General features: G+C 37.4%; 22 protein-coding genes, 1 tRNA gene and 2 rRNA genes. 12 read left to right on the top strand and 13 right to left on the bottom strand.

The features are described 5' to 3' along the window. Positions 1-5: 5 nt before the first annotated feature. The 3 genes from dnaK to K9M74_01755 all read right to left on the bottom strand — a co-directional run bounded on the left by dnaK (position 6) and on the right by K9M74_01755 (position 3,015). Positions 6-1,895: a molecular chaperone DnaK gene (gene dnaK, locus K9M74_01765; GenBank protein ID MCF7798606.1), complete on the bottom strand. Its 1,890-nt coding sequence runs from the start codon at positions 1,893-1,895 to the stop codon at positions 6-8. A gap of 146 nt (positions 1,896-2,041) precedes the next feature. Beyond that, positions 2,042-2,362 (bottom strand): hypothetical protein, encoded by a 321-nt coding sequence (locus tag K9M74_01760; protein MCF7798605.1) that lies wholly within the window; start codon positions 2,360-2,362, stop codon positions 2,042-2,044. Between the two features lie 140 nt (positions 2,363-2,502). After that, on the bottom strand, positions 2,503-3,015 hold the full coding sequence (locus K9M74_01755) for a nucleotide exchange factor GrpE (protein ID MCF7798604.1): 513 nt from the start codon (positions 3,013-3,015) through the stop codon (positions 2,503-2,505). 895 nt (positions 3,016-3,910) lie between these two features. Between K9M74_01755 and K9M74_01750 the strand changes: the two genes are divergently transcribed. The 6 genes from K9M74_01750 to K9M74_01725 all read left to right on the top strand — a co-directional run bounded on the left by K9M74_01750 (position 3,911) and on the right by K9M74_01725 (position 11,656). After that, a 16S ribosomal RNA gene (locus K9M74_01750) occupies positions 3,911-5,373 on the top strand. A gap of 109 nt (positions 5,374-5,482) precedes the next feature. Beyond that, positions 5,483-5,602: transfer RNA gene (locus K9M74_01745), tRNA-Ala, on the top strand. 361 nt (positions 5,603-5,963) lie between these two features. Beyond that, positions 5,964-8,867: ribosomal RNA gene (locus K9M74_01740) — 23S ribosomal RNA — on the top strand. The 16S and 23S rRNA genes sit together here with 1 tRNA gene alongside, the layout of an rRNA operon. A gap of 395 nt (positions 8,868-9,262) precedes the next feature. Next, entirely contained in the window at positions 9,263-9,655 is a 393-nt protein-coding gene (locus tag K9M74_01735) for a four helix bundle protein (GenBank protein MCF7798603.1), read from the top strand. Between the two features lie 60 nt (positions 9,656-9,715). Beyond that, positions 9,716-10,825 carry a tRNA (adenosine(37)-N6)-threonylcarbamoyltransferase complex transferase subunit TsaD gene (tsaD, locus tag K9M74_01730; protein MCF7798602.1) on the top strand — a complete coding sequence of 370 codons (1,110 nt, stop codon included), beginning with the start codon at positions 9,716-9,718 and terminating at the stop codon, positions 10,823-10,825. Between the two features lie 159 nt (positions 10,826-10,984). Further along, on the top strand, positions 10,985-11,656 hold the full coding sequence (locus K9M74_01725; protein MCF7798601.1) for a hypothetical protein: 672 nt from the start codon (positions 10,985-10,987) through the stop codon (positions 11,654-11,656). A gap of 250 nt (positions 11,657-11,906) precedes the next feature. Here the strand turns inward: K9M74_01725 and K9M74_01720 are convergent, their stop codons facing one another. From K9M74_01720 to K9M74_01700, 5 genes are all read right to left on the bottom strand, one after another. Continuing rightward, positions 11,907-13,073, bottom strand: a complete 1,167-nt coding sequence (locus tag K9M74_01720) for a hypothetical protein (GenBank protein MCF7798600.1) — start codon at positions 13,071-13,073, stop codon at positions 11,907-11,909. Between the two features lie 35 nt (positions 13,074-13,108). After that, positions 13,109-13,924 carry a Fe-S cluster assembly protein HesB gene (locus K9M74_01715; GenBank protein MCF7798599.1) on the bottom strand — a complete coding sequence of 272 codons (816 nt, stop codon included), beginning with the start codon at positions 13,922-13,924 and terminating at the stop codon, positions 13,109-13,111. A 157-nt stretch (positions 13,925-14,081) separates the two neighbouring features. Then, positions 14,082-15,332, bottom strand: coding sequence for a U32 family peptidase C-terminal domain-containing protein (locus K9M74_01710; protein ID MCF7798598.1), 1,251 nt, complete (start codon positions 15,330-15,332; stop codon positions 14,082-14,084). Beyond that, the gene (locus tag K9M74_01705; protein MCF7798597.1) at positions 15,322-15,660 is read right to left on the bottom strand and encodes a DUF4346 domain-containing protein; all 339 of its coding nucleotides are present in this window, start codon (positions 15,658-15,660) and stop codon (positions 15,322-15,324) included. The genes K9M74_01710 and K9M74_01705 overlap by 11 nt, the downstream gene beginning before the upstream one ends. A gap of 225 nt (positions 15,661-15,885) precedes the next feature. Then, on the bottom strand, positions 15,886-16,770 hold the full coding sequence (locus K9M74_01700) for a hypothetical protein (protein ID MCF7798596.1): 885 nt from the start codon (positions 16,768-16,770) through the stop codon (positions 15,886-15,888). Positions 16,771-17,087: 317 nt separating this feature from the next. On the opposite strand from K9M74_01700, the gene K9M74_01695 reads away from it, so the two are divergent. Continuing rightward, a complete protein-coding gene (locus tag K9M74_01695; protein ID MCF7798595.1) occupies positions 17,088-18,140 on the top strand; it encodes an aminopeptidase in 1,053 nt (350 codons plus the stop codon). A gap of 258 nt (positions 18,141-18,398) precedes the next feature. After that, positions 18,399-18,599 carry a hypothetical protein gene (locus K9M74_01690; GenBank protein MCF7798594.1) on the top strand — a complete coding sequence of 67 codons (201 nt, stop codon included), beginning with the start codon at positions 18,399-18,401 and terminating at the stop codon, positions 18,597-18,599. A 50-nt stretch (positions 18,600-18,649) separates the two neighbouring features. On the opposite strand, the gene K9M74_01685 is transcribed toward K9M74_01690, so the two are convergent. Next, entirely contained in the window at positions 18,650-19,258 is a 609-nt protein-coding gene (locus K9M74_01685; protein ID MCF7798593.1) for a hypothetical protein, read from the bottom strand. A 110-nt stretch (positions 19,259-19,368) separates the two neighbouring features. Here K9M74_01685 and K9M74_01680 point away from each other — a divergent pair, with 110 nt between their 5' ends. Together K9M74_01680 and K9M74_01675 are read left to right on the top strand one after the other, a co-directional pair. Next, positions 19,369-20,424 (top strand): AAA family ATPase, encoded by a 1,056-nt coding sequence (locus tag K9M74_01680; GenBank protein MCF7798592.1) that lies wholly within the window; start codon positions 19,369-19,371, stop codon positions 20,422-20,424. Positions 20,425-20,522: 98 nt separating this feature from the next. Then, on the top strand, positions 20,523-21,317 hold the full coding sequence (locus K9M74_01675; protein ID MCF7798591.1) for a hypothetical protein: 795 nt from the start codon (positions 20,523-20,525) through the stop codon (positions 21,315-21,317). A 15-nt stretch (positions 21,318-21,332) separates the two neighbouring features. Here K9M74_01675 and K9M74_01670 read toward each other — a convergent pair whose 3' ends face one another. Both K9M74_01670 and K9M74_01665 read right to left on the bottom strand, forming a co-directional pair. Then, a complete protein-coding gene (locus tag K9M74_01670; protein MCF7798590.1) occupies positions 21,333-22,181 on the bottom strand; it encodes a hypothetical protein in 849 nt (282 codons plus the stop codon). A 6-nt stretch (positions 22,182-22,187) separates the two neighbouring features. Further along, positions 22,188-23,030: a hypothetical protein gene (locus tag K9M74_01665; protein ID MCF7798589.1), complete on the bottom strand. Its 843-nt coding sequence runs from the start codon at positions 23,028-23,030 to the stop codon at positions 22,188-22,190. A gap of 240 nt (positions 23,031-23,270) precedes the next feature. Between K9M74_01665 and K9M74_01660 the strand changes: the two genes are divergently transcribed. Together K9M74_01660 and K9M74_01655 are read left to right on the top strand one after the other, a co-directional pair. Continuing rightward, on the top strand, positions 23,271-24,494 hold the full coding sequence (locus tag K9M74_01660; protein MCF7798588.1) for a radical SAM protein: 1,224 nt from the start codon (positions 23,271-23,273) through the stop codon (positions 24,492-24,494). A gap of 84 nt (positions 24,495-24,578) precedes the next feature. Continuing rightward, complete coding sequence (locus K9M74_01655; GenBank protein ID MCF7798587.1) at positions 24,579-25,325, top strand: endonuclease NucS; 747 nt, start codon at positions 24,579-24,581, stop codon at positions 25,323-25,325. Here the strand turns inward: K9M74_01655 and K9M74_01650 are convergent. Further along, entirely contained in the window at positions 25,313-26,014 is a 702-nt protein-coding gene (locus tag K9M74_01650) for a hypothetical protein (GenBank protein MCF7798586.1), read from the bottom strand. The two genes, K9M74_01655 and K9M74_01650, sit on opposite strands and share 13 nt — an antisense overlap. Before the next feature lie 112 nt (positions 26,015-26,126). Beyond that, complete coding sequence (locus tag K9M74_01645) at positions 26,127-26,486, bottom strand: hypothetical protein (GenBank protein ID MCF7798585.1); 360 nt, start codon at positions 26,484-26,486, stop codon at positions 26,127-26,129. Positions 26,487-26,609 lie beyond the last annotated feature (123 nt).

Genomic DNA, 26,609 nt, shown 5'->3' with positions numbered 1-26,609 from the left:
AAGGTTTAGTTTTTTTCCTTTTTATCTTTCTTTGTAGCTTTTTCGTCTTTGACTTCTTCAAACTCTGCATCTACAACATCTTCAGACTTTTGCTTATTGGTGTTTGACTTGTTATTCTTATCGTTTGCGTCTGCTTGTTGACCTGCTGCTTGCTCTTTTGCTGCTTTTTCATACATTTCTGTCGAAAGTTTTTGCATTTTTTCATTTACTGCATCAAGCTTAGCTTTAATTGCAGAAGTGTCTTTTTTCTCTGCTTCAATGAGTTTTTTGAGTTCGTCAATGTCTTTTTTAACTTCATCAAGCGCTTTAGTATCTACTTTGCCTTCAAAGTCTTTGAACAATTTTTCAGATGAGAAAACAAGTGTTTCTGCTTGATTGATAGTTTCTACATCTTCACGTTTCTTTTTGTCTTCATCAGCATGCGCTTCTGCATCTTTTTTCATCTTTTCAATTTCTTCGTCAGTTAAATTACTACTTGCAGTAATTTTAATTGATTGTTCTTTATTAGTTCCTAAATCTTTTGCACCTACATGCACGATACCATTTGCGTCAATATCAAAAGTTACTTCAATTTGTGGAACGCCACGTGGTGCGGGAGGAAGACCAACAAGATCAAATTGACCAAGTAATTTATTATCTGCAAACATACTTCGTTCACCCTGACCAACACGAATGGTTACTGCGGGTTGATTATCGGCTGCAGTACTAAAGACTTGACTTTTTTTACTTGGAATGGTTGTGTTTTTATCAATGATTTTTGTAAACACGCCGCCGAGTGTTTCAATACCTAAACTTAATGGTGTAACATCAAGTAATAAAACATCTTTTACATCGCCAGCGAGAATTCCACCTTGTATTGCGGCGCCAAGAGCAACTGCTTCATCAGGGTTAACACTTTTATCGCCATCTTTTCCTGTCAAATCCTTTACAAGTTTTTGTACAGCGGGAATTCTTGTTGAACCACCAACGAAAATAACTTTATTAATTTCGCTTGTTTTTAGACCTGAATCTTTGAGTGCTTTTTCTGTTGGCCCTTTTAGTTTTTCAATAATGCCTGCGATGAGTTGTTCAAATTTTGATCTACTAACGCTCATGTTAAGGTGTTTTGGACCTGTTGCATCTGCAGTAATAAAGGGTAGATTAATCTCTGTTGTTTGTTTACTAGATAATTCTATTTTTGCTTTCTCTGCAACTTCTTTGAGGCGTTGTAAACTTGTTTTATCTTCTCGAAGATCAATACCGTTTTCTTTTTTGAACTCATCAGCGATGTGATCAATTAAGATTTGATCAATATCATCTCCACCTAGATGATTGTCTCCATTTGTTGATTTTACTTCAAAGACGCCGTCACCGAGTTCTAAGATAGAAACGTCAAATGTTCCTCCGCCGAAGTCAAAGACAAGAATAGTGTGTTCTTCTCCTTTATCAAGACCGTATGCTAAACTTGCAGCTGTTGGTTCATTAATAATTCGAAGTACTTCAAGACCTGCAATTTTACCTGCGTCTTTTGTTGCTTGTCGCTGCGCATCGCTAAAGTATGCGGGAACTGTGATAACGGCCTTATCAACTTTTTGTCCTAAATAATTTTCAGCATCCGTTTTTAATTTCTGAAGAACCATCGCGCTTACTTCTTGCGGTGTGTACTCTTTACCTTGAAGTGTTACTTTGTAGTCTTCACCCATGTGTCGCTTTATACTACGAACAGTGTTGTCCGGATTTAGAACTGCTTGGTTTTTTGCAACTTGTCCTACAAGTCGTTCATCACCTTTAATTGCAACTACGCTTGGTGTTGTTCGCGATCCTTCTGCATTAGGCATTATTACTGGTTTTCCGCCTTCGAGTACAGCAACAGCTGAGAATGTTGTTCCTAAATCGATTCCTATAACTTTACTCATAATATATCACCTTTGTTTTGTTTTTTTGATTTTTTTTATGATGTATTATCGTCCATCACATTCAATTTTTTTGTGTGGCGCGCCGAGGGTTGGCTCCGTCGGAGTGGCGCGTAGATAATACAGATCATTGTTATTGTATTGTTTTTTTATGCGCAGTTTTGATAATTTTTGTTTTCCTTTAATTTGTCTAACTGCAAATAATTTTTATTTGTTTTTGTAGTATATGAGGGGTTTATACTAAATGTTTTTATTGCTTCAGTTCCTCGATGATTGTTATTTTTTAGTTTTGGTTTAAGGATGTATAATGACTCCTGATTTGTTTTATTATCTTCAATAATAATATATAGTCGTGGTTGTTGTATATTTGTTGTTAAATAGTCTGGTAATTTTCTTCGCATAATATTTCTCACTTCTTCTTCTGTGCCAAAAATATCATCAATAACGTCACGATTCATTTTTTTACTCATTTCTTTTAATTATTATTTTTATTATTTTTTTTCTACCTTTACTTAGCCATTCTTGCATAGGCGAGTGTTGTGCACCTCGCTTTGCTCGATAGCCTATAACTGTTTATAACTGTTTATTTTTTTTTGTTTGTTTTTGTTTACTATTTTTTTGCTACTTTTACTTTCGCTGTTCGAATGACAACGTCTTTTACTTTGTAGCCTGATTGTAATTCTTCTAAAATTGAATTTTCTTCTTTTTTACTTTGTTCTGCAAGAAGAGCTTCATGTTGATACGGATCAAATTTTTCTCCAACTGTTTTAATGCGCTCAAGACCCATTTCTTCACCAGTTGTTATGAACTTTGCAAAAATCATTTCCATGCCTTTTTTGAATTCGTCAGCATTATTGGTGTGTTTAAGTGCAAGCTCGAAATCATCAAATACCTTTACAAATTCTTTGAGTACGTTGCAGGTAGCTGATGCATATATTCTTGCTTGTTGTTCTTCTGCTCGTTTTTTAAAATTAGCAAACTCAGCTTGCAGTCGCAAAAAGTTCTCGCTACTTGCTGTAAGTTTCTTTTCTAATTCTTCTGTTGCTGTACTTGCAACGTGCGTTTTAGCATTTTGCTTACTGGTTGTTTTTTGCTTAGTTTCTTGTTGTTCTTTTTTGCTCATGATTATCCCGTCACAGTTTTGTATACTGTATTTTGTTGATTTAAAGTCAACAAAGAGGAGGTAGGGCAAACTAATATATAAATGTTTCGGAAAAAGGGGTTTGTTTGGAAATGAACTTTTTTACATACTGCGAAGATTTATTTTTTGCTTTGGTCTACACCGTGACTAAGAGTCAGTCAATTAATAAACAATTAAACAACAACTAGCACACAGGAAGCAGCGGACAGCGAGCTATTAGTAACTAGTTTAGACGAAATTTATTGCTTATTTTTCTTTATGCTTTAGCGCTTGACTCAATCAGCGCTTGACTTAATCCGTATTAAGTTTTTTAGGAATGTGTTGAGCAATAGTTTTTGTGTAGCTACTACGAGAATAAATATCCTTATTGTTTCATACTTTGTAAAGAAGGCAAATCTTTATAAATTAAATCGAAGTCCTTGTTGCTACTCGCATTTTTTACAAATGCGCTGTTGGGGGAGAATTGTACGTTTTAAGCAAATCTTTACTCCGTGCCAAGCGAGGCAAGAAAGGCAAATCTTTAAAAAGCCTTCAACTTTTCCTTGGCGCTACGTGCATTTAAACAATGCATGCACATGACCACCATTCTCCCAATCACGAACCGTTGATTGGCAAAGACATAAGTTAAAACTCATACGTACGATAAACTTAGTCTATCGTATCTGGAAGGCAAACGACGTAACTCGTCAAACCTTAAAATTAGCAAAGTTGTCTAAAACTGAATGGAAAACACTTCTTGTAGATTTGTTAACTTATTTGTTATAGATAATTTAACAAAAATTGAAAATTTTTGAAATTAACAATTCTTGTTAATCTTTGCGACCAAAAACCAAATAGTAAAAGTAAAACCTAACAACCGACCGTACTCAATAACATAGTTCCCGTTGATCCTGCGGGAGGTTGCTGCTATTAGGATTCGACTAAGCCATGCAAGTCAGATATTTATTTATCGGCGGAATGCTCAGTAACACGTCGCTAACCTAACCTATGGTCGTTGATAACTTCGGGAAACTGAGGGTAAACAGCGATAGGGGATTGTACCTGGAATGGTCTTTCTCTGAAACTTGTGCCATAGGATGGGGCGGCGGCCGATTAGGTAGTTGGTGGTGTAATGGACCACCAAGCCAACGATCGGTACGGGCCTTGAGAGAGGTAGCCCGGAGAGGAACACTGAGAAACTGGTTCCAGCCCTACGGGGTGCAGCAGGCGCGAAACCTTTACAATGCACGCAAGTGTGATAAGGGGATCCTAAGTGCTTATACATTGTATAGGCTTTTGTTAAGAGTAAATATCTTAGCGAATAAGTGGTGGGTAAGACTGGTGCCAGCCGCCGCGGTAACACCAGCGCCACGAGTGGCAACCACGTTTATTGGGCCTAAAGCGTCCGTAGCCGGTTTGGTAAATCTCTTGTGAAATCGACAGGCTCAACCTGTCGGCGTGCTTGAGACACTACCAAACTAGAGACCGGGAGGAGTCAGAGGTATTCCAGGGGGAGCGGTAAAATGTGATAATCCTTGGAGGACCATCTATGGCGAAGGCATCTGACCAGAACGGATCTGACGGTGAGGGACGAAGGCTAGGGGAGCGATCCGGATTAGATACCCGAGTAGTCCTAGCAGTAAACGCTGTGAGCAAGATGTTACGCATCTCTTGAGGATGCGTAGTGTCGAAATGAAGATGTTAAGCTCACCGCCTGGGAAGTACGGTCGCAAGACTGAAACTTTAAGGAATTGGCGGGGGCGCACCACCAGGGGTGCGGCGTGCGGTTTAATCTAACGATACACAGAGAACCTTACTAGAAGCGACGGCAGGAAGAAGGTCAGCCTGAAGGGCTTACCCGACGAGCCGAGAGGTAGTGCATGGCCGCCGTCAGCTCGTGCCGTAAGGTGTCCAGTTAAGTCTGGCAACGAGCGAGACCTATACCCTCTATTGCTAACAGCTACATGTAGGACTGAGCACTTTGAGGGGACTGCCTTGGAAACAAGGAGGAAGGTGTAGGCAACGGTAGGTCTGTATGCTCCGAATCTTCTAGGCTACACGCGCGCAACAATGGTATTGACAATGGGCTGCGACTCCGAAAGGAGAAGCTAATCCTTTAAACATTACCTCAGTTCGGATTGCGGATTGTAACTCATCCGCATGACGCCGGAATCCCTAGTAAACAGATTTCATCAAATTCTGTTGAATATGTCCCTGCGCCTTGCACACACCGCCCGTCAAATCAACCGAGCAGGAGTTTGGTAAAATTTATTTTTTTGAGTAGATTGAACCTAACTTCAGTGAGGCGGATTAAGTCGTCACAAGGTAGCCGTAGGGGAACCTGCGGCTGGATCACCTCCTTTTCTTTTTTTTTCTTATCACACGATTGTGTTGTAAGATGCTTTGAAAAAGAAAAACTCAAGATTGACGTTGACTGTCGTTTGCCTTCCTTCATTTTCATCACTGGCATGGGCTCATAGCTCAGTCCGGTAGAGCACCGCCCTTGCACGCAGAACAATTTTCTGATTATCAGAATTTAACGTTCTGTCAAGATAGGCGGGGGCCTCGGGTTCGAATCCCGATGAGTCCAGTTTATAGTATTGTGCCAGACAGGATGAATTGGTCCTGAGTAAAACGAGACTACCGATGAGTCCACTTTTTGCTATTTTTTTGAAATGCAAAAATGCTACTATGCCGATGAACATTAGGAAATAGCTTTGTGCGATTTACCTTGTTTGCCAACCAGATGAAAAAATTAACTTAACAAATCATACATCATATTCATTTATTCATAGATGAAATTGTCCAATGACTGAAACGTTGTTGGCCAAAAGGGATTAGAGACAACCGCGTATCCCCGCGGAAATAAGAATACTGACATTCATATTTATGTTGATGAAACCCGTGCAAAGGAAAAAAGACAACTAGTAAAGATCACGCTAGCAATGTTTACTACAAATAAATAAGGCTAGTAGGTGGATGGCTTGGCTTGATATGCGAAGAAGGACGTGGCAAGCTGCGAAAAGTTCCGGCGAGGCGCAAGCAACCTTTGAACCGGAAATTTCCGAATACGACTTCGTTTTAAAGCTCGATAAGAGCGGCTAACGCGGGGAATTGAAACGTCTCAGTACCCGCAGGAAAAGAAACCAAATGGGATGCTGTAAGTAAGAGCGACCGAAAGCAGCGAAGGGCAAACTGAATCCTTTATAGAAATGTAAAGGAGATGTGGTGTGGCCGTTATTGGATCTTCATCATTTTATCTGAACTTTTTTGGAACAAAAGACCTAAGAGGGTGATAGTCCCGTAAGAAAAAAATGAAAAGATACTGACGTGTCCAAGAGTAGTGTATATTGGATATTATGCATGAATGTGGGAGGCAGCAACTTCCAACCCTAAATATAATTCAAGACCGATAGAGCATAGTACCGTGAGGGAACGCTGAAAAGTACTCTTGACAGAGAGTTAAAAGTCCTGAAACCTACTAGTTATGGTGGGATGCGCATTTACGGATGTGCATCGTGCGTTTTGAATAACGTGCCAGGGAGTGTGTCTGAGTGGCGAGATTAATCCTTAAAGGAGGAGTCATAGAGAAATCAAGAGCCCGCAGTTTACGAGGGGCGAGGTATGAAAGTGCCTTAAGTCACTTGGACACGACCCGAAGCCGGTCGATCTATTCCTGGGCAAGGTGAAGCGGTGGTAACACATCGTGGAGGCCTGAAGAAGTGCTACGAGCAAGTGCTTTTCTGACCTGGGATTAGGGGTAAAAAGCCAATCGAGACCGGTGATAGCTGGTTCCTGCCAAAGTTGGCCGTAGTCAAGTCTCAAGCGAGATTGTAATGAAGGTAGAGCGACGGATAGAGGATTTAGGGGGAGAAATCCCTCGGTTCACTTTCCAACTCCGAATGTCATTACGTCGTAGACCTTGGGGGACGGCGGCTCGTCGTAAGGGTGAGTCGCGAAAGGGAAACAACCCAGACCGTAGTTAAGGTCCCAAAATATCTATTCAGTGTTAAAGGGTGAAGGTTGTCCATAACCACAGACAGCGAGGAGGTTGGCTTAGAAGCAGCCACCCTTTAAAAAGTGCGTAACAGCTTACTTGTCAAGGTTGTGGGCGCCGAAAATGGACGGGGCTAAATAGATTACCGATACTACGGGCCTGCGAAAGCAGTGCGGTAGGCAGGCGTATTGCAAGAGAAGAAGCATGTGCACGAGCATGTGTGGATCCTGCAGTAATGAAAATCCTGGTGAGAGTAGGAACATAGCAGCGTGAGAATCGCTGTCACCGAAAGGGCAAGGGTTCCTTGACAATGTAGATCAGTCAAGGGTCAGTCGATCCTAACCGACTTCGTAATTCGAATATTCGGGAAAGGGAAACAGGTTAATATTCCTGTACTTTTAGTGTATGTGTGGTAACACAAGTTGTGTTTCTGACGCTTCGGGCTAGATGAACAACGATTATCGTTGTTGCTAACTAGAACAGGTCAGTGGAGTAACGTCATGTTGAGAAACTGAGCAATTCTAGGAATGGTAGTGTGTATGCACTATTTCGTTGATGCCTGGAGCCCATGAAAAAGGAACACAAAAAGATCACTAAAATTCGTACCCAGAACCAGCACAGGTGCCCCTAGGTGAGAAGCCTAAGGTGTGAAGGGAAAAACTAGTTAAGGGAATTCAGCAACATTGGCCCTGTACCTTCGGTATAAGGGGTCCCTACTTTAGTGTATGTATATATGCTTTTGTAGGGCTTGGTGACAAAGGTAGTCCGACTGTTTAACAAAAACATAACCGACTGCAAGCCAGTAATAGTGTGTATAGTCGGTGACGTCTGCCCAGTGCCTGTACTTAAAACTCCTTTTCAAGGGAGCTAAGAGCTGGTAAACGGCGGGGGTAACTATAACTCTCTTAAGGTAGCGAAATGCCTTGCCGTTTGATTGACGGCCTGCATGAATGGCGTAACGAGATTACCGCTGTCCCTAACTAGTACCCTCCGAACACTCTTTTCCGGTGCAAAAGCCGGAGAATTCCAGTGGGAAGTGAAGACCCCGTGAAACTTTACTGTAGCCAGTTGTTGTGATGTGAGATTTGTTATATAGCGTAAATGGGAGTCTCTGAAGCAGAGTCGCCAGATTCTGTGAAGACAACAATGTAACACCATTTCTTGAATTTTACATTACTCTACCACGTAATGTGGGACCGCTGCTGGTGGACAGTTTGGCTGGGGTGGCACGCCGTTGAAAAGGTATCAATGGCGCCCAATGGTTGACTCAAGCGGGTCAGAAATCCGCTGTAGAGTGCAAGAGCAAAAGTCAGCCTAACTGGGATCATAACAAGATTGATCTCAGTAACGAAAGTTTGGTCTAGCGAACTCCTACACCTCCTTGACTGGGGGGTAGGCATGACCGAAAAGTTACTCCGGGGATAACAGAGTTGTCGCGCCCGAGAGCTCATATCGACGGCGCGGCTTGCTACATCGATGTCGGCTCTTCCTATCCTGGCGCTGCAGAAGGTGCCAAGGGTGGGGGTGTTCACCCATTAAAAGGGATCGTGAGCTGGGTTCAGAACGCTGTGAGGCAGTTTGTTTAATATCTACTGGAATTGTTTATTGTCTGAAGGGAAGGACCATTTAGTACGAGAGGAACGATGGTTCGACGCCACTGGTGGATCGTTTATCCGATAGGGTACGACGAGCAGCTACGCGTTAAGAGGTAAGTGCTGAAAGCATCTAAGCACGAAACTCTCCTTGAAAAGAGACATGAGAACTCCCATAGAAGATGGGGTTGATAGGACCGGGATGTACGTACCGAGGCAACGAGGTATTCAGTCCGCGGTTACTAACCGTTCGTACTTTTTGTATTTACTAGCGTGAATGTTTACTAATGTCTAATTTCTTTTGCACGGGTCTCTTCTTCATTTTTTTCTTTTTCTAAAAAAATGATTAATTGATACCGTTATAAGATTAGCGACAGCATTATTGTCTTCTTCCTTTGATTTTCTTCCTCGCGTCTTATTCTTCTTTTTACGTGTTCTAGTCCTGTTCGTTTTCTTCTTTCCCCTTCTTTTCTTTTTTTACACTAAACAATTCCTTCATCTTTTTTTATTACACAAACAAACTGCCTCACAGCGAAAAACCTCTGAGAAGTTTTGGAGCTTGCTTTAGCTTGCCTCAAAGAGAACTTTTTTTTTCGAAACTCGAAAACTTTTCGGAAAATCAATAGAAGTACCTTTTAACCACCTAGCTCAAGAATAGAGTATGGGAAGAAATTTTAAGAAATTAAAAATTTTTCATTTATCTTATTCGTTTCTCTTGGAGATTTATGATGTCTTGTCCTTGCTACCTGACACCGAACAGCGCAACATGTTTTCTCAACTCCAACGTGCAGGGACAAGCATCGTTTTAAATATTGTTGAAGGAGCAAGTAACGTGTCAAATAAGGTATTTTTTAATCACTTGCAATATAGTTATGGAAGCTGTCGAGAAGTTGAAGTGCTTCTTATGTTGGCCTATGACTTGCAATATATCGACAAAACTCTTTTTATGGCGTTATCTGATCAACTCGAAGAACTCAAAGCAAGCGTGTATCGATTCATGCAAAGCGTTGATAAAGAAATCGTGAAGAAAGTTCCTAATTACACTTTTCAATAATAATTTCAACAACTTTTTTATTTCAATAGATTTATAATAATCTTTTCTTCTCTTTTTTTTATGCCTGACAAACAATTATGCTTAGGAATAGAAAGTACTGCTCACACGTTCGGTGTGAGCGTTGTGACGTTTGATGGCGAAGTGCTTTCTAATGAGCGAAAACTCTTTACTACAGAACAAGGCGGGCTCATTCCCGCTGAACTTTCTGACCATCATACAGATATTTGCGATGAAATCATTAAACAAGCAGTTGAGAAGGCTGGCGTTACGTTTTCTGAGCTGAGTCTTATTTCATTTTCACAAAGTCCAGGCATCGGACACGCGCTTCGTATTGGCGCGGCGGTAGCCCGAAGCTTAGCATTGCAATTGCATATTCCACTTATTGGTGTGAATCATTGCATTGCGCACTTAGAAATTGGTAGACTGAAAGGAAAACCTTACGGCGAGAGTGATTCTGAGCAACGATGCGATGACCCTGTATTGTTATATGCAAGTGGGGCAAATACACAAGTCATTGCATATGAGGGCAAGAAGTATCGCGTGTTTGGTGAAACATTAGATATTGGTGTTGGAAACTTTTTAGATACCATTGCAAGAGAACTTGGTTTAGGTTTTCCTGGCGGACCAAAAATTCAAAAGTTAGCTAGCGAAGGAGAAAATTTTATTTCGCTTCCTTATGGAGTGAAAGGCATGGATGTAAATTTTGCAGGACTTCAAACAAAATTGAAGCAACTTATTAAAGATGGAAACCATCGTATTGAAGATTTATGTTATAGTATTCAAGAAACTGTGTTTGCAATGCTTCTTGAAGTTTCTGAACGAGCACTAGCGCACACAGAGAAAAAAGAATTGCTCTTAGGCGGCGGTGTTGCGTGCAATACTCGACTCCAAGAAATGGCGCACCTGATGTGTGCGGAGCGAGGAGCAACATGCTTTGTTTTGCCCAATGAATTTAATGTGGATAATGCAGCAATGATAGCCTGGCAAGGGATATTGCAGCATACAAGGGGTCAGGGTTCAGTGGTTGGTGATGAGGGTCAGGGTTCGGGGAGTGGTGCGGATGGACTGCGTTCGGGGGTCGGTGGTAATGGTCAGTGTACAGAGGTTGAAAATTCTAAAATCGATCCTTATTTAAGAACAGATGATGTTGATGTAACTTGGCGAGATTAAACAATTGACAAGTGTTATAGGCGTAACTATTTTTTATTTCTTTTGGAACACGTTTTTTTACCAGGATTTCTTTTGGAAATAATTTTTTATGTTGTTTTTAAGTATAATTAAACTTTTTTAATAGAAATTTTTTTAAATGCGTTAAGAGTCAAGTTTTTAATGGAAGAATTTACACAGCAACAACTCGCTGCACTTATTAACGATAATGAGTTTGAACTAGCACATCTTTTTAAAACACATAGGTTGCAATCTTTTTTACTTGATAATGTTTCTGATATTTTAGCAAACTATGCATTTCTTTCAGAACCTAATCCTTATCATATTAATTTATTAGCTATTCAATATAGTCGTTTTACACCTCAAGATTTTTCAGCGCAACCATTGAGTCATTGTATTGCAACCCTTACGGATGTTTTTCGTTTTAAATATGCTCATTTAGAAAAAGTAACTAATCCCCGATACATTTTTCTTAATGATGTATTTCTTCGAGAAATTCCTTCGCAACCTGTTGTGGTTAATTTATATAAACATTCGCATAGGCAATTTGAGATTGTAGATATGTTGGGCCAGTCTATTCAAGGATTATTTTCTTATTCATTGTATTTAGATTCTCATCGTAAAGAGTATGAAGAAGCGGTTAGTTATGGTTTTCCAACAAAAAATGTTGCTATTCAAGGTTATGCGCTTCCTCAAGATTATTATACTCATAAAGGAGAACTTGTAACTAAAAAACCCTTATTGCTTGTAGAGTCAATAATTCCTGATTCAAATGGAGACGGCGATAATTTGGTAAATCTTTTTCAAACACCAGTACTTGATGATGCGTTTTAATTTTTTTTAAAGTGTTTCCTCCTTAATTCTTTGTTTGAATAAAATTTTTTATGCTATTGGGAATTTGTTTTGTATGTTAATTCTAGCGCGAGATTGTTCACCCTCATTTTTTTGAGGCATGGAAGATTTTTTTAGTGTAAGAAAACTATTTTTTGCATTAAAAAGTTTGATGTCTTCTATCTTTTTCTGGCATTATTCTTTGATTTGAATTTAAGATAAAAATTATTTTATTGAACTCTTATCCTAACTACTAAAACCAACGCTTCAAACTTTTTTGTTCTTCTTTTAAGACAATGCTAAGATTAATAAATTTGTCGGGGTCTGCGATATTAAGTTTTTTTGCTTCTTTTTTTGCTGCGCGAAGAAGTGACTCGCTATCACTTATCTCATCAGAATTGACTGGTTTGTTAAGGCTATTTCGTACCCCTTCACGAACTACCCACACGCCAAGTGGCACCGTGTATTCTTCAGTAATAGTGCGAAATATAATGACTCGTCCTTGTTTACGATGCTTTTTTAGAAATTGTAGAATGGGGAGACGCGCTGCATAATACCCTCCCGTCGTATTCTCTGCATATTTTTTTCTTCCTTGCGCAAACTCATGGTCTTGTCCAACAATAATGTCGTTACCTTGATTGTAAATAGTTCCTTTATGTACGTATTCAATAAGTTCAAAACTCCAATCTCCAGGTATAATGAGGATAATATAATAATTACCAAGATAATTACCTGTATGGAGCGCATAATTTGCATCAGGAAAATCAAGAATTTGTTTATGTAGTTCCTTTGCAAGATTATCATCAACAGCAGTAATAGCCCATTTGGTCGGCACAATTTTTCTATCGATCCCAAGGGTTCCAGTACTCAGAAGACGAGTAAGATAATATTCATCAAAACCTTTCTTACCTAACTCATCCATTACTGTTTGCGCTTTCACATCACTATCACTCGTTGCGCTTTCAATATGCTTAGGAATTTTAGGATTACTCGTGAGATCCATTTTTTTTAGAAGAGCACTAGGACCATGAGGCATCGCTTGATCATAAAATGATGCGTTTAATGATAATGGTTTTTCTAGTTGTACTTCAGAGTCAACAGGAAGCGCGCTTTTTGCAATATCTTGCGAAGTTTGTGCAAACTTGTGTTTGATATCTTTAACGCGAACTTTGAGCTGAGAATTAATAAGAGATTGACGTTGCGTAAGAATATTATTAATATCGCGGTTGGTTTTAGCAAGAAATTTAGGATTATCAATGGTCGTATTGTTTTCTTCATCAACAAGCGCGCCAACATTCACTTCAGGATAACCATAACTACCAATGAGGATGTTTGGTGTTTTTCCAGAGAATGCTTTCTTAGGAACTGGTCTGCTAAAAAGGATGCTTTTTTCAGGTTCGCCTTTCTTTCCTAGTTTCATAATTTATTGTGATGATGAAATAACATATAAATGTTTTAGTTCTTTATAAAAAAAGAGCGCGTATTAACTTCTAATATTTTTTCAGCAATAAGCTCATCGAAAATGCTTTGTAAGTCATGTTTGCAATTAGGGAACAATTTTTTTGCTTGCTTAAGCGTTATAGTTTTGTTTGTTGTGAGATATTTGATAATTTGTCCTCGATAAAATCTTCTTGAACCAGCAAATTTACTTTGTGTTGTTTTAGGTTTGATACCGCTTTTTTTGCTTGTCAATTTTATTGAGCCATAATCCATGAGGGCGTTGTGATAATCACGAGATTTTCCTTCTGGAAGGAGTTGCTCGGCTAATTCGAATAAGTCTTTGTTACTGGTTGTTTCTGGCAGATTAAATTCATGAATAAGAATACGTCTAATATTGGTGTCAACAGTTGCAAGTGGCGCGTTATCCGCGAAGATAAGAATGGAGCGAGCAGTGTAAGGGCCAATTCCGGGCAAGCTCAACAGCGTTTCTGAGTTCTTTGGGACCGTTCCTTTGTGTCGGTCTACAATGATTTTTGCAGCATCCCATAATCGCTTTCCTCGAGCATTATAGCCAAGACCAGACCACGCCTTTAGAACTTGTGCGAGCGTTGCCTTTGCTAAAGATTGGGGGGTGGGAAATTCTTCTATCCAATTATTATATTTCTCGATGACGCGGGAGACTTGTGTTTGCTGGAGCATTATTTCTGAAACCATTATTTTGTAGCGGTCAGTAGTATGGCGCCACGGCAAATCATGACGACCTTCTTCTTTGTAGAATATGAGAATTTTTTTTTGAAAGGATTTGATTTGAGCAGGTGTTGGAGATTTCATTTTTTCTTTTTTGTCGTGCTGCGCAGTGCTGTCCGATGCGCGGCATCGAACGTCTTATCATTCATCACTGAGATGTTATGTTTTTAACAAAACATAACATGCGCTGAATTAAATTCTTCTGCAAGGCAGCACTTTTTTCTATGTTTGTATCGCTTACTCACTCTTTTCTTTTTTGCTTGCCTGCTCTTCTTGCGATGCAGAAATCGCTATCTATGTTTTGGTCTTCTTGTAATGTGATGGTGAACTTTCCTGCACCAGGAGCGATGGATGTTATTGGTTGTTCTTCGCTGTTTTTCATCTCAGTAATGGTGTGCGTGATTGTTTGCGTGGGTGTTATGATTTGGATAGTGTCGCCAACATCAGTTTTGTTTTTGGCAAGAAAGGTTGCTTCTTTTGTTTCTTTGTTATAGTTTGTAAGAATGCCGGTAAAGACATGGGTTTGGAGCATGGTGTTCTTGTCGTATCGCTGTCCTTGTTCTTCTGGCCTACCTTTTAGAAAACCAGGAATAAAACCACGATTGCCCACTGACTCAAGCTCTTTGATGAGTGATTCATAGTCTGGTGTTTCTTCTTTAGCAAGCTTGTCAATTGCTTGGCGATAGGTTTTTGCAACAATTGCCACATAATTAACTCCTTTATTTCTCCCAGCAACTTTAAAGGAACATATGTCGATATCAGCTAATTCCTTAAGATATTCTATTGCGCACAAATCTTTAGAATTCATGATGTATGTGCCGTTCTCATCCTCATACGCGTCATGATATTCGCCTGGACGAAGATTTTCTTCAAGCACTTTATATTGCCAACGACAAGACTGCGCGCACGCACCTTGATTAGCATCACGACCTGTTAAGTAATTAGAAAGCAGACATCTTCCGCTATATGCAATACACATCTCGCCATGCACAAACGCTTCAAATTCCATGTCAGGATTTTTCTCTACAATAGTTTTTATTTCATCAAGCGTTAGTTCTCTTGCTAGGATTATTCTTTTGATGCCTTGACTGCCCCAAAACTGCGCACTTGCCCAATTCACATTATTTTGTTGGACTGAGAGATGTAAATAGACCTGTGGATACGTTGTTCTAAAGTGATGGATAACTCCAGGGTCACTTACAATGAATGCGTCAGGACCAAGTTTTACTAATTCTTTAATTGCTGCAAAAAACGGTTCTAATTTTTCGTTATGAGGATAAATATTAGTTGTCACATATACTTTTTTGTTCAGATTGTGAGCATAGTCAATAATTTCTTTGATTTCATCAATATTGAACTTATTTTCTTTAGTACGTAGCGAGAAGAGTGGTACGCCTGCATAAACGGCATCTGCACCAAAAGCAAATGCAAACTTTGCCTTTTCTAAATCGCCCGCTGGCATGAGCAGTTCAGGCGTCTGTTTACTTTTCATTGTTATCGGGAAATTGAATGGGCTTATCTTGCACGTAGGTTCCTTGATTGCTCAGAATAAATTGTTCAGCTTTTTGGAGTTCACTGCCTAAATAAGCTGCATGCATGAGTGTACTTACTAATGCTTCTCGAAGAATAGTATAATATATGCTTTCAGCGTCTTTACCTTCAATGGAAATATCATATTTTTTTTCTTTAGTATAATGGTGAGCATAAATAATACCTTCTTTTGGTCGTGGATCGATAAGAAAATAGCCTTTTTTATCCATAATCCATTCAGTAGGATTCTTTTCTGCAATAATTTTCTTTATAGGAATTTTTTTGTTCATGCTTCTAGAAAAGAGTGATTATTTTTATAGTTATTTAAAAAATGCTGCGGTATTTTATTGTAGAAAGCATTATTTATTGTATTTTATCTGTTCCTTAGATAGCTAAACTCTTCAGGATGAACAATTATTTTTTCGAGCAAAACTCTTTATATGGTCCTAAAAAATTACTTTGTAATTCTTAGCAAGAGGATACTGCTTTGTAGCCTAGAGAAATGTATATGTACTTTATTTTCCAAATAAAACTTTTAGAATGAGTGGTTCATCAGAAAGGATAACAGGTGTATTCCAGCCAGAAGAACTTTTTATTTTTGATTTAATTGATGCGCCGACTTGTGCTTTAATTACTGTTGTTTTTTGATATGGTCCTGTGCAACAAGTTATTCGGTGAACTTCATTATTAAACTCACCTAGATTAAGAATACTTGTTCCACCTTCTAAACTATCGCATTTGCTTGCAATGAATTCAGATGTTAATGAACTATCAATGGTTGTATTTTCGGGAAATACACATCCTTCTTGATTATTGCAATTAGCACTACAAAGGCCTGTGCTTCCAATGGTACAATCAGCGTTACAAGAACCTCTATTAATGGTGAAATTTATTTCTTTATTTTCCCCGCGATTAATTTCCACAATTTGTGTGGGACTTTTAAATGAACCAAATTGGATGAACATCTTATGCTTGCCAGCCGGAATGCTGCCTGTGTACTGTCCGCTTGTATTCGTCTTATTAATTTTATCTACTTCTTCAATTGCTCCTTGGCCGTTGTATGTAGTAATAATTTCTGCATTTGGCACTTCTATGCCTTTTTCAAACACATATCCTTTAATTGTCGCTGGACAATCAGGATCGGGGCAAAGTCTGCAATTACCTTGCATTTGTGTAACTGTAGAATAGAAGTCTTCAGGGCATATGCCGTCGGCCTGCCCACAAGGATAACAATTGCCGCAGATTTCTACTGCGCCAAAACCACTCACGCTATTAGGAGTTCCGCCGCAAACGAGCGTCTCAAAGTTATTTTGATTGTTACAAGAGCCCACAAGCGCGAGAGCAGAACTTGCACTAAAAAGTATAATGCACATTGTTATTAGCAATAACTTGCTTTTCATACTTTCTTTTTACGCGTTCTTCTTTATAAATGTTTCTGGGTATAGCTGATGCTTCCAAAGGAAGTGTTTTTATCTACTGCAAAGGTTTTTTTGCTCTGGTTCCCTAAACAGCAACTAAGAATCAGCAAATCAGCGAATAATTAATTAGGAACTAGCGGACAGGACGTAGACCTGAAGTAGTAGATGGAAAGTAGTAGACAGGAAGCAAATTACGACGCTGTTTTAATGGTAAACGTATCCTTGACTTCGGGCTATAATTCTATTTTAGTCTAGTTTAATCCTAATGTTTAAAAAGAGTTATTATAAAAAATATATGTATGTTCTCCATTAATCTGGCAAAATTTCAATCAAAAATGCCCATATCTTTATTTGAACATGTTATAACGAATAATCTGGGGGTTACTAATGAAGAACTGCTTATTATTGGTGATAAAGGCGTTAGTCCACAAAACATGCTTGCACCAGCACTTACCCATGCCTATAGTGTTGCTGCAAATAATTTAGGAATTACTCATAGCACGGTGTATCAAACAACAAAATCTCGAGGAGAACCAGCAGATTTAATCATGCTTAAACAACTCAAAAAACTACCTTCCCAAAGCGCCATTGTCATAAACGTTTCTAATAGAATGGGTCAAATGGCCTTTTTAGGAAGTTCTTTTCGAAACTATTGCAAAGAAAAAGGTCATCGCTTTATTTCAACAGCAAGTCTGGGCATGGTTGATAATAGTAAACTTCAAGGAATTCTTCGACCACTCCAAGCAGATACAAGGCTACTTGAACGAAAAGCTGAGAAAGTCAAAAAAACACTTGATAATGGAAGTGAACTACAGGTATTCACTCCGGCAGGAACTGATATTGTTTTAGGTATTGCAGATCATAAAGCAATTGTTGCTTCGGGACGTTATACCCAACCAGGAACAGGAGGAAATGCTATACCTGCTGAAACATATATTGCGCCAGATACAAAATCAGTCACGGGCACATTTGTTATTGATGGTAGTATGCGCACAACAAAAAGAACGCATCTTGTACAACGACCAGTTATTTGCAAGATACATAAAGGCGAGATTGTTTCTTGGAATGCGACAACTGAAAGTAGGCTCTTGCAAGAAAGTTTAGCCCAAGCCCATCGTATGGCAAAAAGTACAATGGGTATTCGCAAAATAGGGGAATTAGGCATTGGTCTTAATCCAGAAGCATCTATTATTGGCTCAACAATTGTCGATGAAAAAGCAGCGGGAACAGCACACTTAGCAATAGGAAGTAATGCTTGGTTTGGTGGAGATGTGCGTGCACCTATTCATTTGGATCAAGTCTTTAAAGAGCCGCTTTTCAAAGTTGATGGACGGTTGTTACGACCATTTTAAGACTTGAGTTACTAAGACTGAGTTACTTTTTTTATGTATACTACTCTTGTGAGCTGCTAAAAAATCAAAGATTTTTAGCGCATCAAGATAAGTAAATTGTTTCTTACTGTTTTCATAGCAAAGTTATCTCTACACTCATGACGATTTTGCTTATAGCAAATTGTTCGTGTTTAGGTCTTCTGCAAGGCAGCTGTGTTGATAAGAGCACCTCATCCTATAATAACCTTTATAAATGGTAAGATAGTCCTTCTTTCTATCATGGTAAAAGATGCATTACGAGTAACACGACGGTTTTCACGGCTTCGTGGACGAAATCGAGCTCCTCGACCAAAAACTTTCAAAACTAAGGAATCAGCAGAATCCTGGGCAAAAGCGCAAGGCTACAAAGAATTTACTGTTGAAAACCTGAAAAATGAAGAAGCAAAAACTGCTAAATTTCGAGTGATTGTTGAGCTTTAAGTTTGATTTCTTTCTTTTCTTACTTCTCTTTTTAATTACTCAGGTAGATTTTATTCTTCACAGAGTAAACCCATTTCTTTAGCAACAGTTATTGCTTCATATTCTGGAATGATCTCGTTTGCAGGATATGTTGAGTGAATAACGATAAATAAATTATTGTCGATTATCTGAAATGAGCTATCCATTAGAGGAAGTTGTTCGGTAAGGCTCTTTTTGTCTACATGCGCTAATTGCTTAGGTTCTTCATATGTCCAACCAGGTTGTATTTCTGGCTCTTCATGAGGGGGTGATTTAATAGTGTTATATCGATAGATTTTGTTTTTGCAGCTGATAGTTTCATCTTCTAATAATTCAAATCCTTCTAACTCATCGTATTGCTGAGGTTCAGTAGATGCAATAACACTTCTGGCAAATTCTTCTTCAAAAATATTCTTTTTTAGTGGCTTAATCAACATTTGTGAGATGACGACACCACTATCTTCAATAATGCAGGTATACATTTTTCCGAAGAGTAGCTGAGGATACTGCGAGCCTTTTGTGAAGTCAGTTTCTAACTCGCATTCACTAGGAATTTGAGGAATATCTTGTGAGGAATAGCTTGTACAGCCAGCAAGAATAATTAATACGCTCAAGAGTCCGAGAAGAATTATTTTTTTCATAAGGTTGTTTTTGGATTGTTTGTTTAATAATTGTTTCTTTGGAGTTTTTCTGAACGATTTTCGGTTTTAGAACCGCTATCTTTAAAAGTAGGTAATTATTAGGTTTTTTCATGGGACTTTTTGATAATGTGTTATCTTCAAACCAAACACTCATTAAAAATGAGGCGGCACTTGACTATGAATTTTTACCAAAAACTATTCCTTATCGAGAGCAAGAACAACAATATTTTGCAACATGTATTAAGCCACTTTTTGCAAAACGATCAGGTAGAAATCTTTTGATTTTTGGACCGCCTGGTGTTGGAAAAACAGTCGCTGTTCGGCACGTTATTCGAGAACTTGAAGATGAAACAGATGAAGTAGTGCCTTTGTATATCAATTGTTGGCAATCTAACACGAGTTATAAAGTTGTTGTAGAAATTTGTGAGCAACTCGGTTATGCATTCACGCAAAACAAAAAAACAACCGAACTCTTTAAAATTGCAATACAACTTTTGAATAAAAACTCTGTGGTGCTTGTATTTGATGAGATAGATAAAGCCGAAGACTTTGATTTTCTTTATACGCTTGTTGAGGATGTGTATCATAAAGCAATATTTTTACTTACAAATTACAAATCTTGGCTTATTAGTCTTGATGAGCGTATTCGAAGTAGATTGACGCCTGAGCTTCAAGAGTTTCGCGCGTATAATGGTTCAGAAACAACAGGCATCTTAAAAGAAAGAATAGATTATGCATTTTATGAGGGTGTCTGGGAAGATGGTGCGTTTGCACTTGTTGCAGAAAAAACTTCCCAACTTAAAGATATAAGAAGTGGATTATTTTTACTTAAAGAAAGCGCGCTTTTAGCTGAAGAAAAATCACAAAAGAAAATATTGCCTGAGCATGTACAAACAGCAATGAAAAAGTTGGATGACTTTACGATAAAGAATAGTACACAACTCACTGATGATGAACAATTCATTTTTAAGATTGTTAAAGAACATAGCGGGAAAAAAATTGGTGACTTGTTTACTGAATATGAAAAAATGGGTGGAAAAGCAAGTTATAAAACTTTCCAACGAAAAATAGCCAAACTTGAAGAAGGTAAATTCATTCATGTTACCAAAAAAACGGGTGCTGGGGGAAATACAACTATTGTTGAGAAGAAATTGACTGATTTCTAGTTCTTAATATATAGTTTCTAGTATCTTTGTTGGCTTGTTTTTAACCATGAGAAGCAAGATTTATATAGCGTGGTTCTAATTCTTTTGCTTAGGGGGAAATGGATATACATATTACGTACGAAACGCTATTTGACTTGCTTCGAAAAGAGCGTAGTCTTGAAGAGCTTCAAGATCTAGATAAACAATTTTGGCTTTATGTAATAGATTATCTTAAAGAACGACAGGCGTTCTTTGATAAAACTTCTGCAATTGAACAGGAGAAAATGCGTATTCAACTCTCCAATATTAAACGAATATTAAAAGAAATTTATGAGCGGCGCGAGCAAAAAATACTTCAGTTGGCTCTTAATGTTATTCGAACAGATAATTCAGGATTTGTAGATACGCGTAACATGCTTTATGAAGAACGATTATTATTTGATGAATCATTAGCTATTTTGAAAAAATATAAAGAAGGTGTTTTAGATCAAGTATTTGTTCACGAAGCACCAATCATGGCAACAAAAAAACATGCAGAATTAGCAGCAAACATGGTTACAGATACACAGTCTTATGCAGGTACTAGTGGATTTGGAGAGTCCTCTATTATGAATAACGTTGATGATACTAAACTTGAAGAAAGTGTCACTGCGCCAATATCATCAGAAGAAACAGTACCTGAAGAAACAAATGAACAAACAACGAAAGCCTCCTTAACAACTGTAAAAACAAAAACAACACAAACAAAGCAAGGAACCCTCCTTGTGAAATTTGTAACGCCTGTACCAAAATTTTTGGGTAAAGATAAAGAAGTTTTCGGACCTTATAATACTGGAACTATTACTTCTCTTCCTGAAAATATAGCGGCGATACTTCTGAAAAAAGATAAAGTGCAAAAGGTTATTGCCGAATAATTTTTTGTTGAAACGTTACCATTTATACTCTTTGAATGCGGCAACAGGATATAGTTGATTATACCCTTTCATTACAGCTATTTGAAATTCTTTTTTTCCAAGCCAACCTTCTTCATAAAATTTAATAATTTCAGAAATTGAGACGCTTCTATTTCTAAACAACTCAATAATTTCACCATAATAATTAATATCATGTTCTTTTTGTAATATGGAGCAAATATTTTTTGTTCCTTGGAAAAAATTCTTTTTTTCTTGTTGTCTTCTAAGAAATAAGCCGTAAAGCTCATTATTATCTGACTCTTTACTTGGTTTATTTTCTTTTTGATTGTATGCGGTGATACTTCGCTCAAAACTATCAAAATCCACTTTATTTGCTGTATTAATTTCTATATCAAGATAATTAAGATATTTGTCTATTTTAAGATAATATAAACTATCTAATGCATCGTGATCAATTATTGCTGTGAGGTAATCGTTACCTGGAATTAAATTATTTTCTATGGTGTCAATGAAATTTTCCATGTCATATATAGAAGACTCGAGATGTAGTGGTCTTTGTTTTTCAAAAAATTTATAATTTACAGGTTCATCAAAGTTTTCAAGATATAGTCCGAGTGAAGCTATGTGCACATCAAGTGCAAATATTTCCATGCCTTCTTTGAATGTATTCTCAAATACAATTTTATTTTCTTTGCTGTAACCTGCTAAAAAACTAACGATGTATTCATCACCTGCAAATAGAACTCCTTGTGTTGGTGTATGGCAAGAAGATTCTTGAGGTCCTATACCAAATTTAATATGCTGAGGCGGGACAAAAATAATTTTATCTCCAGGTTCCAATGCGTATGCTTCTTCAAATTTCATCTTTTTTTACCATTCGTATTTAGCAAACAGATCTATTTTTAATTGGTTGTATGAACATATAATTGCTTGTTGAAATTCTTTTTTTCCAAGCCAACCCTTATCATAAAAAAGTTTGATATCTTTTAATGTAACACCATTATTAGCAAATCGTTTAATAATATTGCCATATGTATCGATATTGTACTTGCTAGCAAGAACTTCGCACACTTTTTTAGTTCCTTCAAAATAATTTTTTTGAATTTCTAAACTTTTTTTGAAATAGCTGTATTCTTCACTCATATTAATCTCTTCTTTTTTTTCTAATTCCTCTAATCTCATTGCATAAATATCTTCAAAAAAATCCATATCGTTATTTTTTGTTCGCTTAATTTCTTCTTGAAGATACCATACATAATCATTAATTAAGATATTATATGCGTTAAATTTAGATTTTTTATCGGCAAGTTCAACAAAGACTTCCCATGGTTGAATAATTTCATGAATTTTTTCATCGCTTAAATCTTCTGAAGTGTATACGCTTGTTCTTTCTTTATACTCAGAAAATTTTTCAAAAAAATCTGAGGGAATAGTATCATCAAACATTTCTAATTCAAAATAAATCTTAACTAAAGGATCTTCTTTATTAGCAAATAACAAACCTTTATCTTTGATATAATGAAACAATACTTGCTTTCCACTTTTGCTGAATCCTTTTACTGAAGAAACAATATACTCAAGACCGCTAACAATTTCTATTCCTTCTTGGAGCCAATTCCAAGAAGATTGAACAACTTGTATTTCACCTACTGGACCATTTTTATATATAACTCTGTCTCCTGGTTTAACTTCGAAGGCTTCTTTTAAATTCATTGCTGTACTGGAAATTTCTTGTCTAATGTTTTATAAACTTTCTGGCGCGTTTTTTGTCACAACAAGATTGTAATTTTATCTTCCTTTTTTAACTGCGAAGGTTTTTTTGCGACTCTGTCTGGCAAGTGAATATTGTTTATCGTGATAATTTTGCAAAACATGTAACCTGCTCTAAACTTATTGATTCTACAAGGCAGTTGTGCATAAGCTTTAAAACTGCAAGACTGTTCACTTCCTCTTATGGCGCTCATTGAATTTTCACGCTTTTCCTTTCAGGTAGATGGCAATCAAATACATGCCACGTATGGTAAACGTTATCGATTTACTACACCGCTTGAAGAATTCACTAGTATTGATTCAAATGTTGTTATTAATATGTCTTCTATTGACTTTCCAAACACCAGCGAAAAAAGTGCTGATAATAAACTCAACAGAATTTTGGAAAACGGTTTACGCAATATGACTCATCTGCTTAATGGAAAAAAAATTATTTTTATTGATGGAGCAAGTGAAATACCTCTTGTAGGAAGTAGTGAATTTGGTATTATTGATAGAAATACGAATGTCTTAGAACTCAAACCACTTACTGGTTGTAATCTGAACTGTATTTATTGTAGCGTAGATGAAGGTGTGAACAAAAAAACACACGATGTTCTTATTGATCCTGAGTATTTAGTGGCTGAAGCAACAAAACTAGCACAAAACAAAACACACCCAGTAGAATTTAACATTGGGCCACATGGCGAACCCCTGTTGTATCCTTTCTTAGAAGACTTGCTACAAGAACTTTCTACCATTCCAAACTGCGAGGTTATTTCCATAAATACTAACGGAACGCTTCTCACTACAGAACTCATCGATACGTTACACCAAGCAGGACTTACAAGAATTAATCTCTCCTTAAATTCGCTTGATGAAACAACGAATAATACACTCTCGGGACGAATGTACCCAACACAAAAAGTTCTGGAGATGGTTGCCTATGCACAACGAATTGGTCTGGCAGTTCTTCTTGCACCACTTATTGTTCCTGGCCACAATGATAATCCTACAAAAGATATTGCGCCACTTGTCAGCTTAGCAAAAACAATAAACAGTCATTATCCAACTATTGGCTTTCAAAAATTTCTTTTGTATAAAGGAGGTCGCAATCCAGTATCTGAAGTCAGTTTTGAAGCATTTCATGAACTTTTAACGCCCTTTGAAACAGAAGACTTTATTCTCACACCACATAAAGACTACAATCCTTTCAAGATTTATGAGGATAAAACAGTAGACAAACCACTGCACAAAAATGATGTGGTAAAGATGCGCATAGTAGCACCTGGACGAGAGAAGAACGAACGACTCTGCGTTGCAGCAAACAGAGTTATTACTGTTCGAGGATTATATCAAGACAAAGGAACTGCAAAGATAAAAATTGTGCGAGACAAACACAACATTTATTTAGGTGTGCCAGCTTGAGCTTGTTGCATACTTATGTTTAAACTCTTTTTATTCAAATAATTAACAGAATCTTTTTAACTAAGTACTGCTTTATATTTTTGTATGGAACTTCTTGATGTTATCGAGCAGGTTAATGAAAGCCTTTCTCGAGGAGAATTTATTTGCTTATTTTGTCATTGCGGGGTCACGTATAGTGGCCGAGCTGAAAGCTATTTAGATTTTGGTGATAGACTTATCATGATAAAACAAGATAGGTCCGTTCTTATTCACCAACCAGAAGGAGGTAATCCTATTAATTATCTACGGCCGCCAGCTCAAGTGAGTTTTAATTTGGAATATGGGGTTGAACATGAATATATTCTTTTTCGAGCAAGTTGCAAGGAAGATGAAATAGATGTAGAAATTACTAAAGTTTATGACTTATTTTCGCAGCGACTTGAAGATGGACAAAAACAAGACCTTTCAGGCAATGAAGCGGAAATGAGCGATATGATCCGTGATCAACCAACACTTGTACGACCAGATTTTCAGCCACTTAGTCGAGAAGAACACACGAAATATGGATTTATTGATGTATTTGGACATCTAGGCGACGGCACACTTGCGATAGTTGAATGTAAGAGATATACTGCAGGACTTGCAGCAGTCACGCAGCTTCGGCGTTATGTTGAGAAAGTAAAACTGGACAAAGGAATAGATAAAGTAACTGGAATTATGGCTTCGCCTGCAATTACAAGTAATGCCTTTGACATGATGAAAGATTGGGGTTTTAGTTATGCACGCGTTGAACCCCCTAAACGAAACGTACGAGGAAAAAAACGACAGAAAAAAATTGATCACTTTTTTTGATTATTATCTTTGCCGAAAATACTATTGGCTTTTGTGTGCAAATATTCAGTTTCGTATTGGCTGAATTTATCGAATTCTTGCGTAGTGATGGTGTTGAAAGGAAAACTAATTTTTAGTCTACTATGTATTCGTTCACGTTGAGCAATAGTTAAGTCTTCATCAGTAATAATATTATCAATAGCTTGAGTATATTGTTGCGTTTTTCTTACGATACTTGCTTTTAATTGCATCTTTTTATCATGGTAGGCATTAAATATTTGTTTGGTTTGAAAAATACTTCGCAGCATAGCGTTACGAACACGATTATCTGGAATAAGGATATGTAGAGGTTTATTTTTGTAATTTTTATCTTCACCTTTCTTAACAGCGACGATTTCATCGAGTATTCTATAACAGAGCCAAACATTTTTTTGAACTAACTCAAACCAACTAATGAATGTATTATCAGCAGCAAGTTTCTCATCTGGATGAAGATATTTTGCTTCTTTTCGTGAGAAAATTTTTCTTGCTTGCGCATGTCTTGCTGTTATTTCAGTTAATTCTGTTGCAAGATATTCTTTTGCATCAAAAATAATGTGTTTATAATCGATGAAACTTTTATTAAGCGTATAGGTGTAGGATCGTTCTTTAATCTCTTGACTTAAGAAATCTTCTAAAGCATCAATTTCATCATTTGTAAACGTTTTCATGTTCTTGCTTTGTTGTTTATTATTTTTATTTGGCGTAGTTATGATTTTTGCCTATAGTATTTGCATTTAAAAAGAAATGGTATTGGACTTAATAAGATTTACCCGCATTTATTTATTCTTGAGAATGGAGATAGTTTTTCTCTTCTAGATCTTTTACGTAGTAATATGTATGTACTGCGTGTATGGCTCTTCTTGTTCCTCCAATGGTGGTAAGCACGACGCCTGCAAGACTTACTTGAATAAGCTTTCTTTGACGATTAATTATTTCATATTGTATCTTATTATTTTGAGTTGTTATTTCTAATTCGCTAGCTTGTATTTGTTCAATTTTGTTGACATTGTATGCCAAAGAAGTAAGAAAACCAAGTGTTAAGGCATAATTACTAATCGCCCAATTTCTATTTTTCTTTGTAGCTGTTTTGTAATGAGTGATTTTTGCAGCTAAATTTAATTCCGATTGATTTTTAGTCATTGGTAAGAATTATTTTTTAGTGGCCCTTTTAACAGTTTTCTTTTTAGCTGTTTTCTTTGTTTTTTTTTTAGCGGTCTTTTTGTTAGTGCGAGGCTTAGTGGTAGCTTTTTTTGTTGCCTTTTT

The sequence above is a fragment of the Candidatus Woesearchaeota archaeon genome (assembly GCA_021734105.1).
Lineage (GTDB): Archaea > Nanobdellota > Nanobdellia > Woesearchaeales > SKGA01 > SKGA01.
This window is presented reverse-complemented; position numbering and strand designations above follow the sequence as displayed.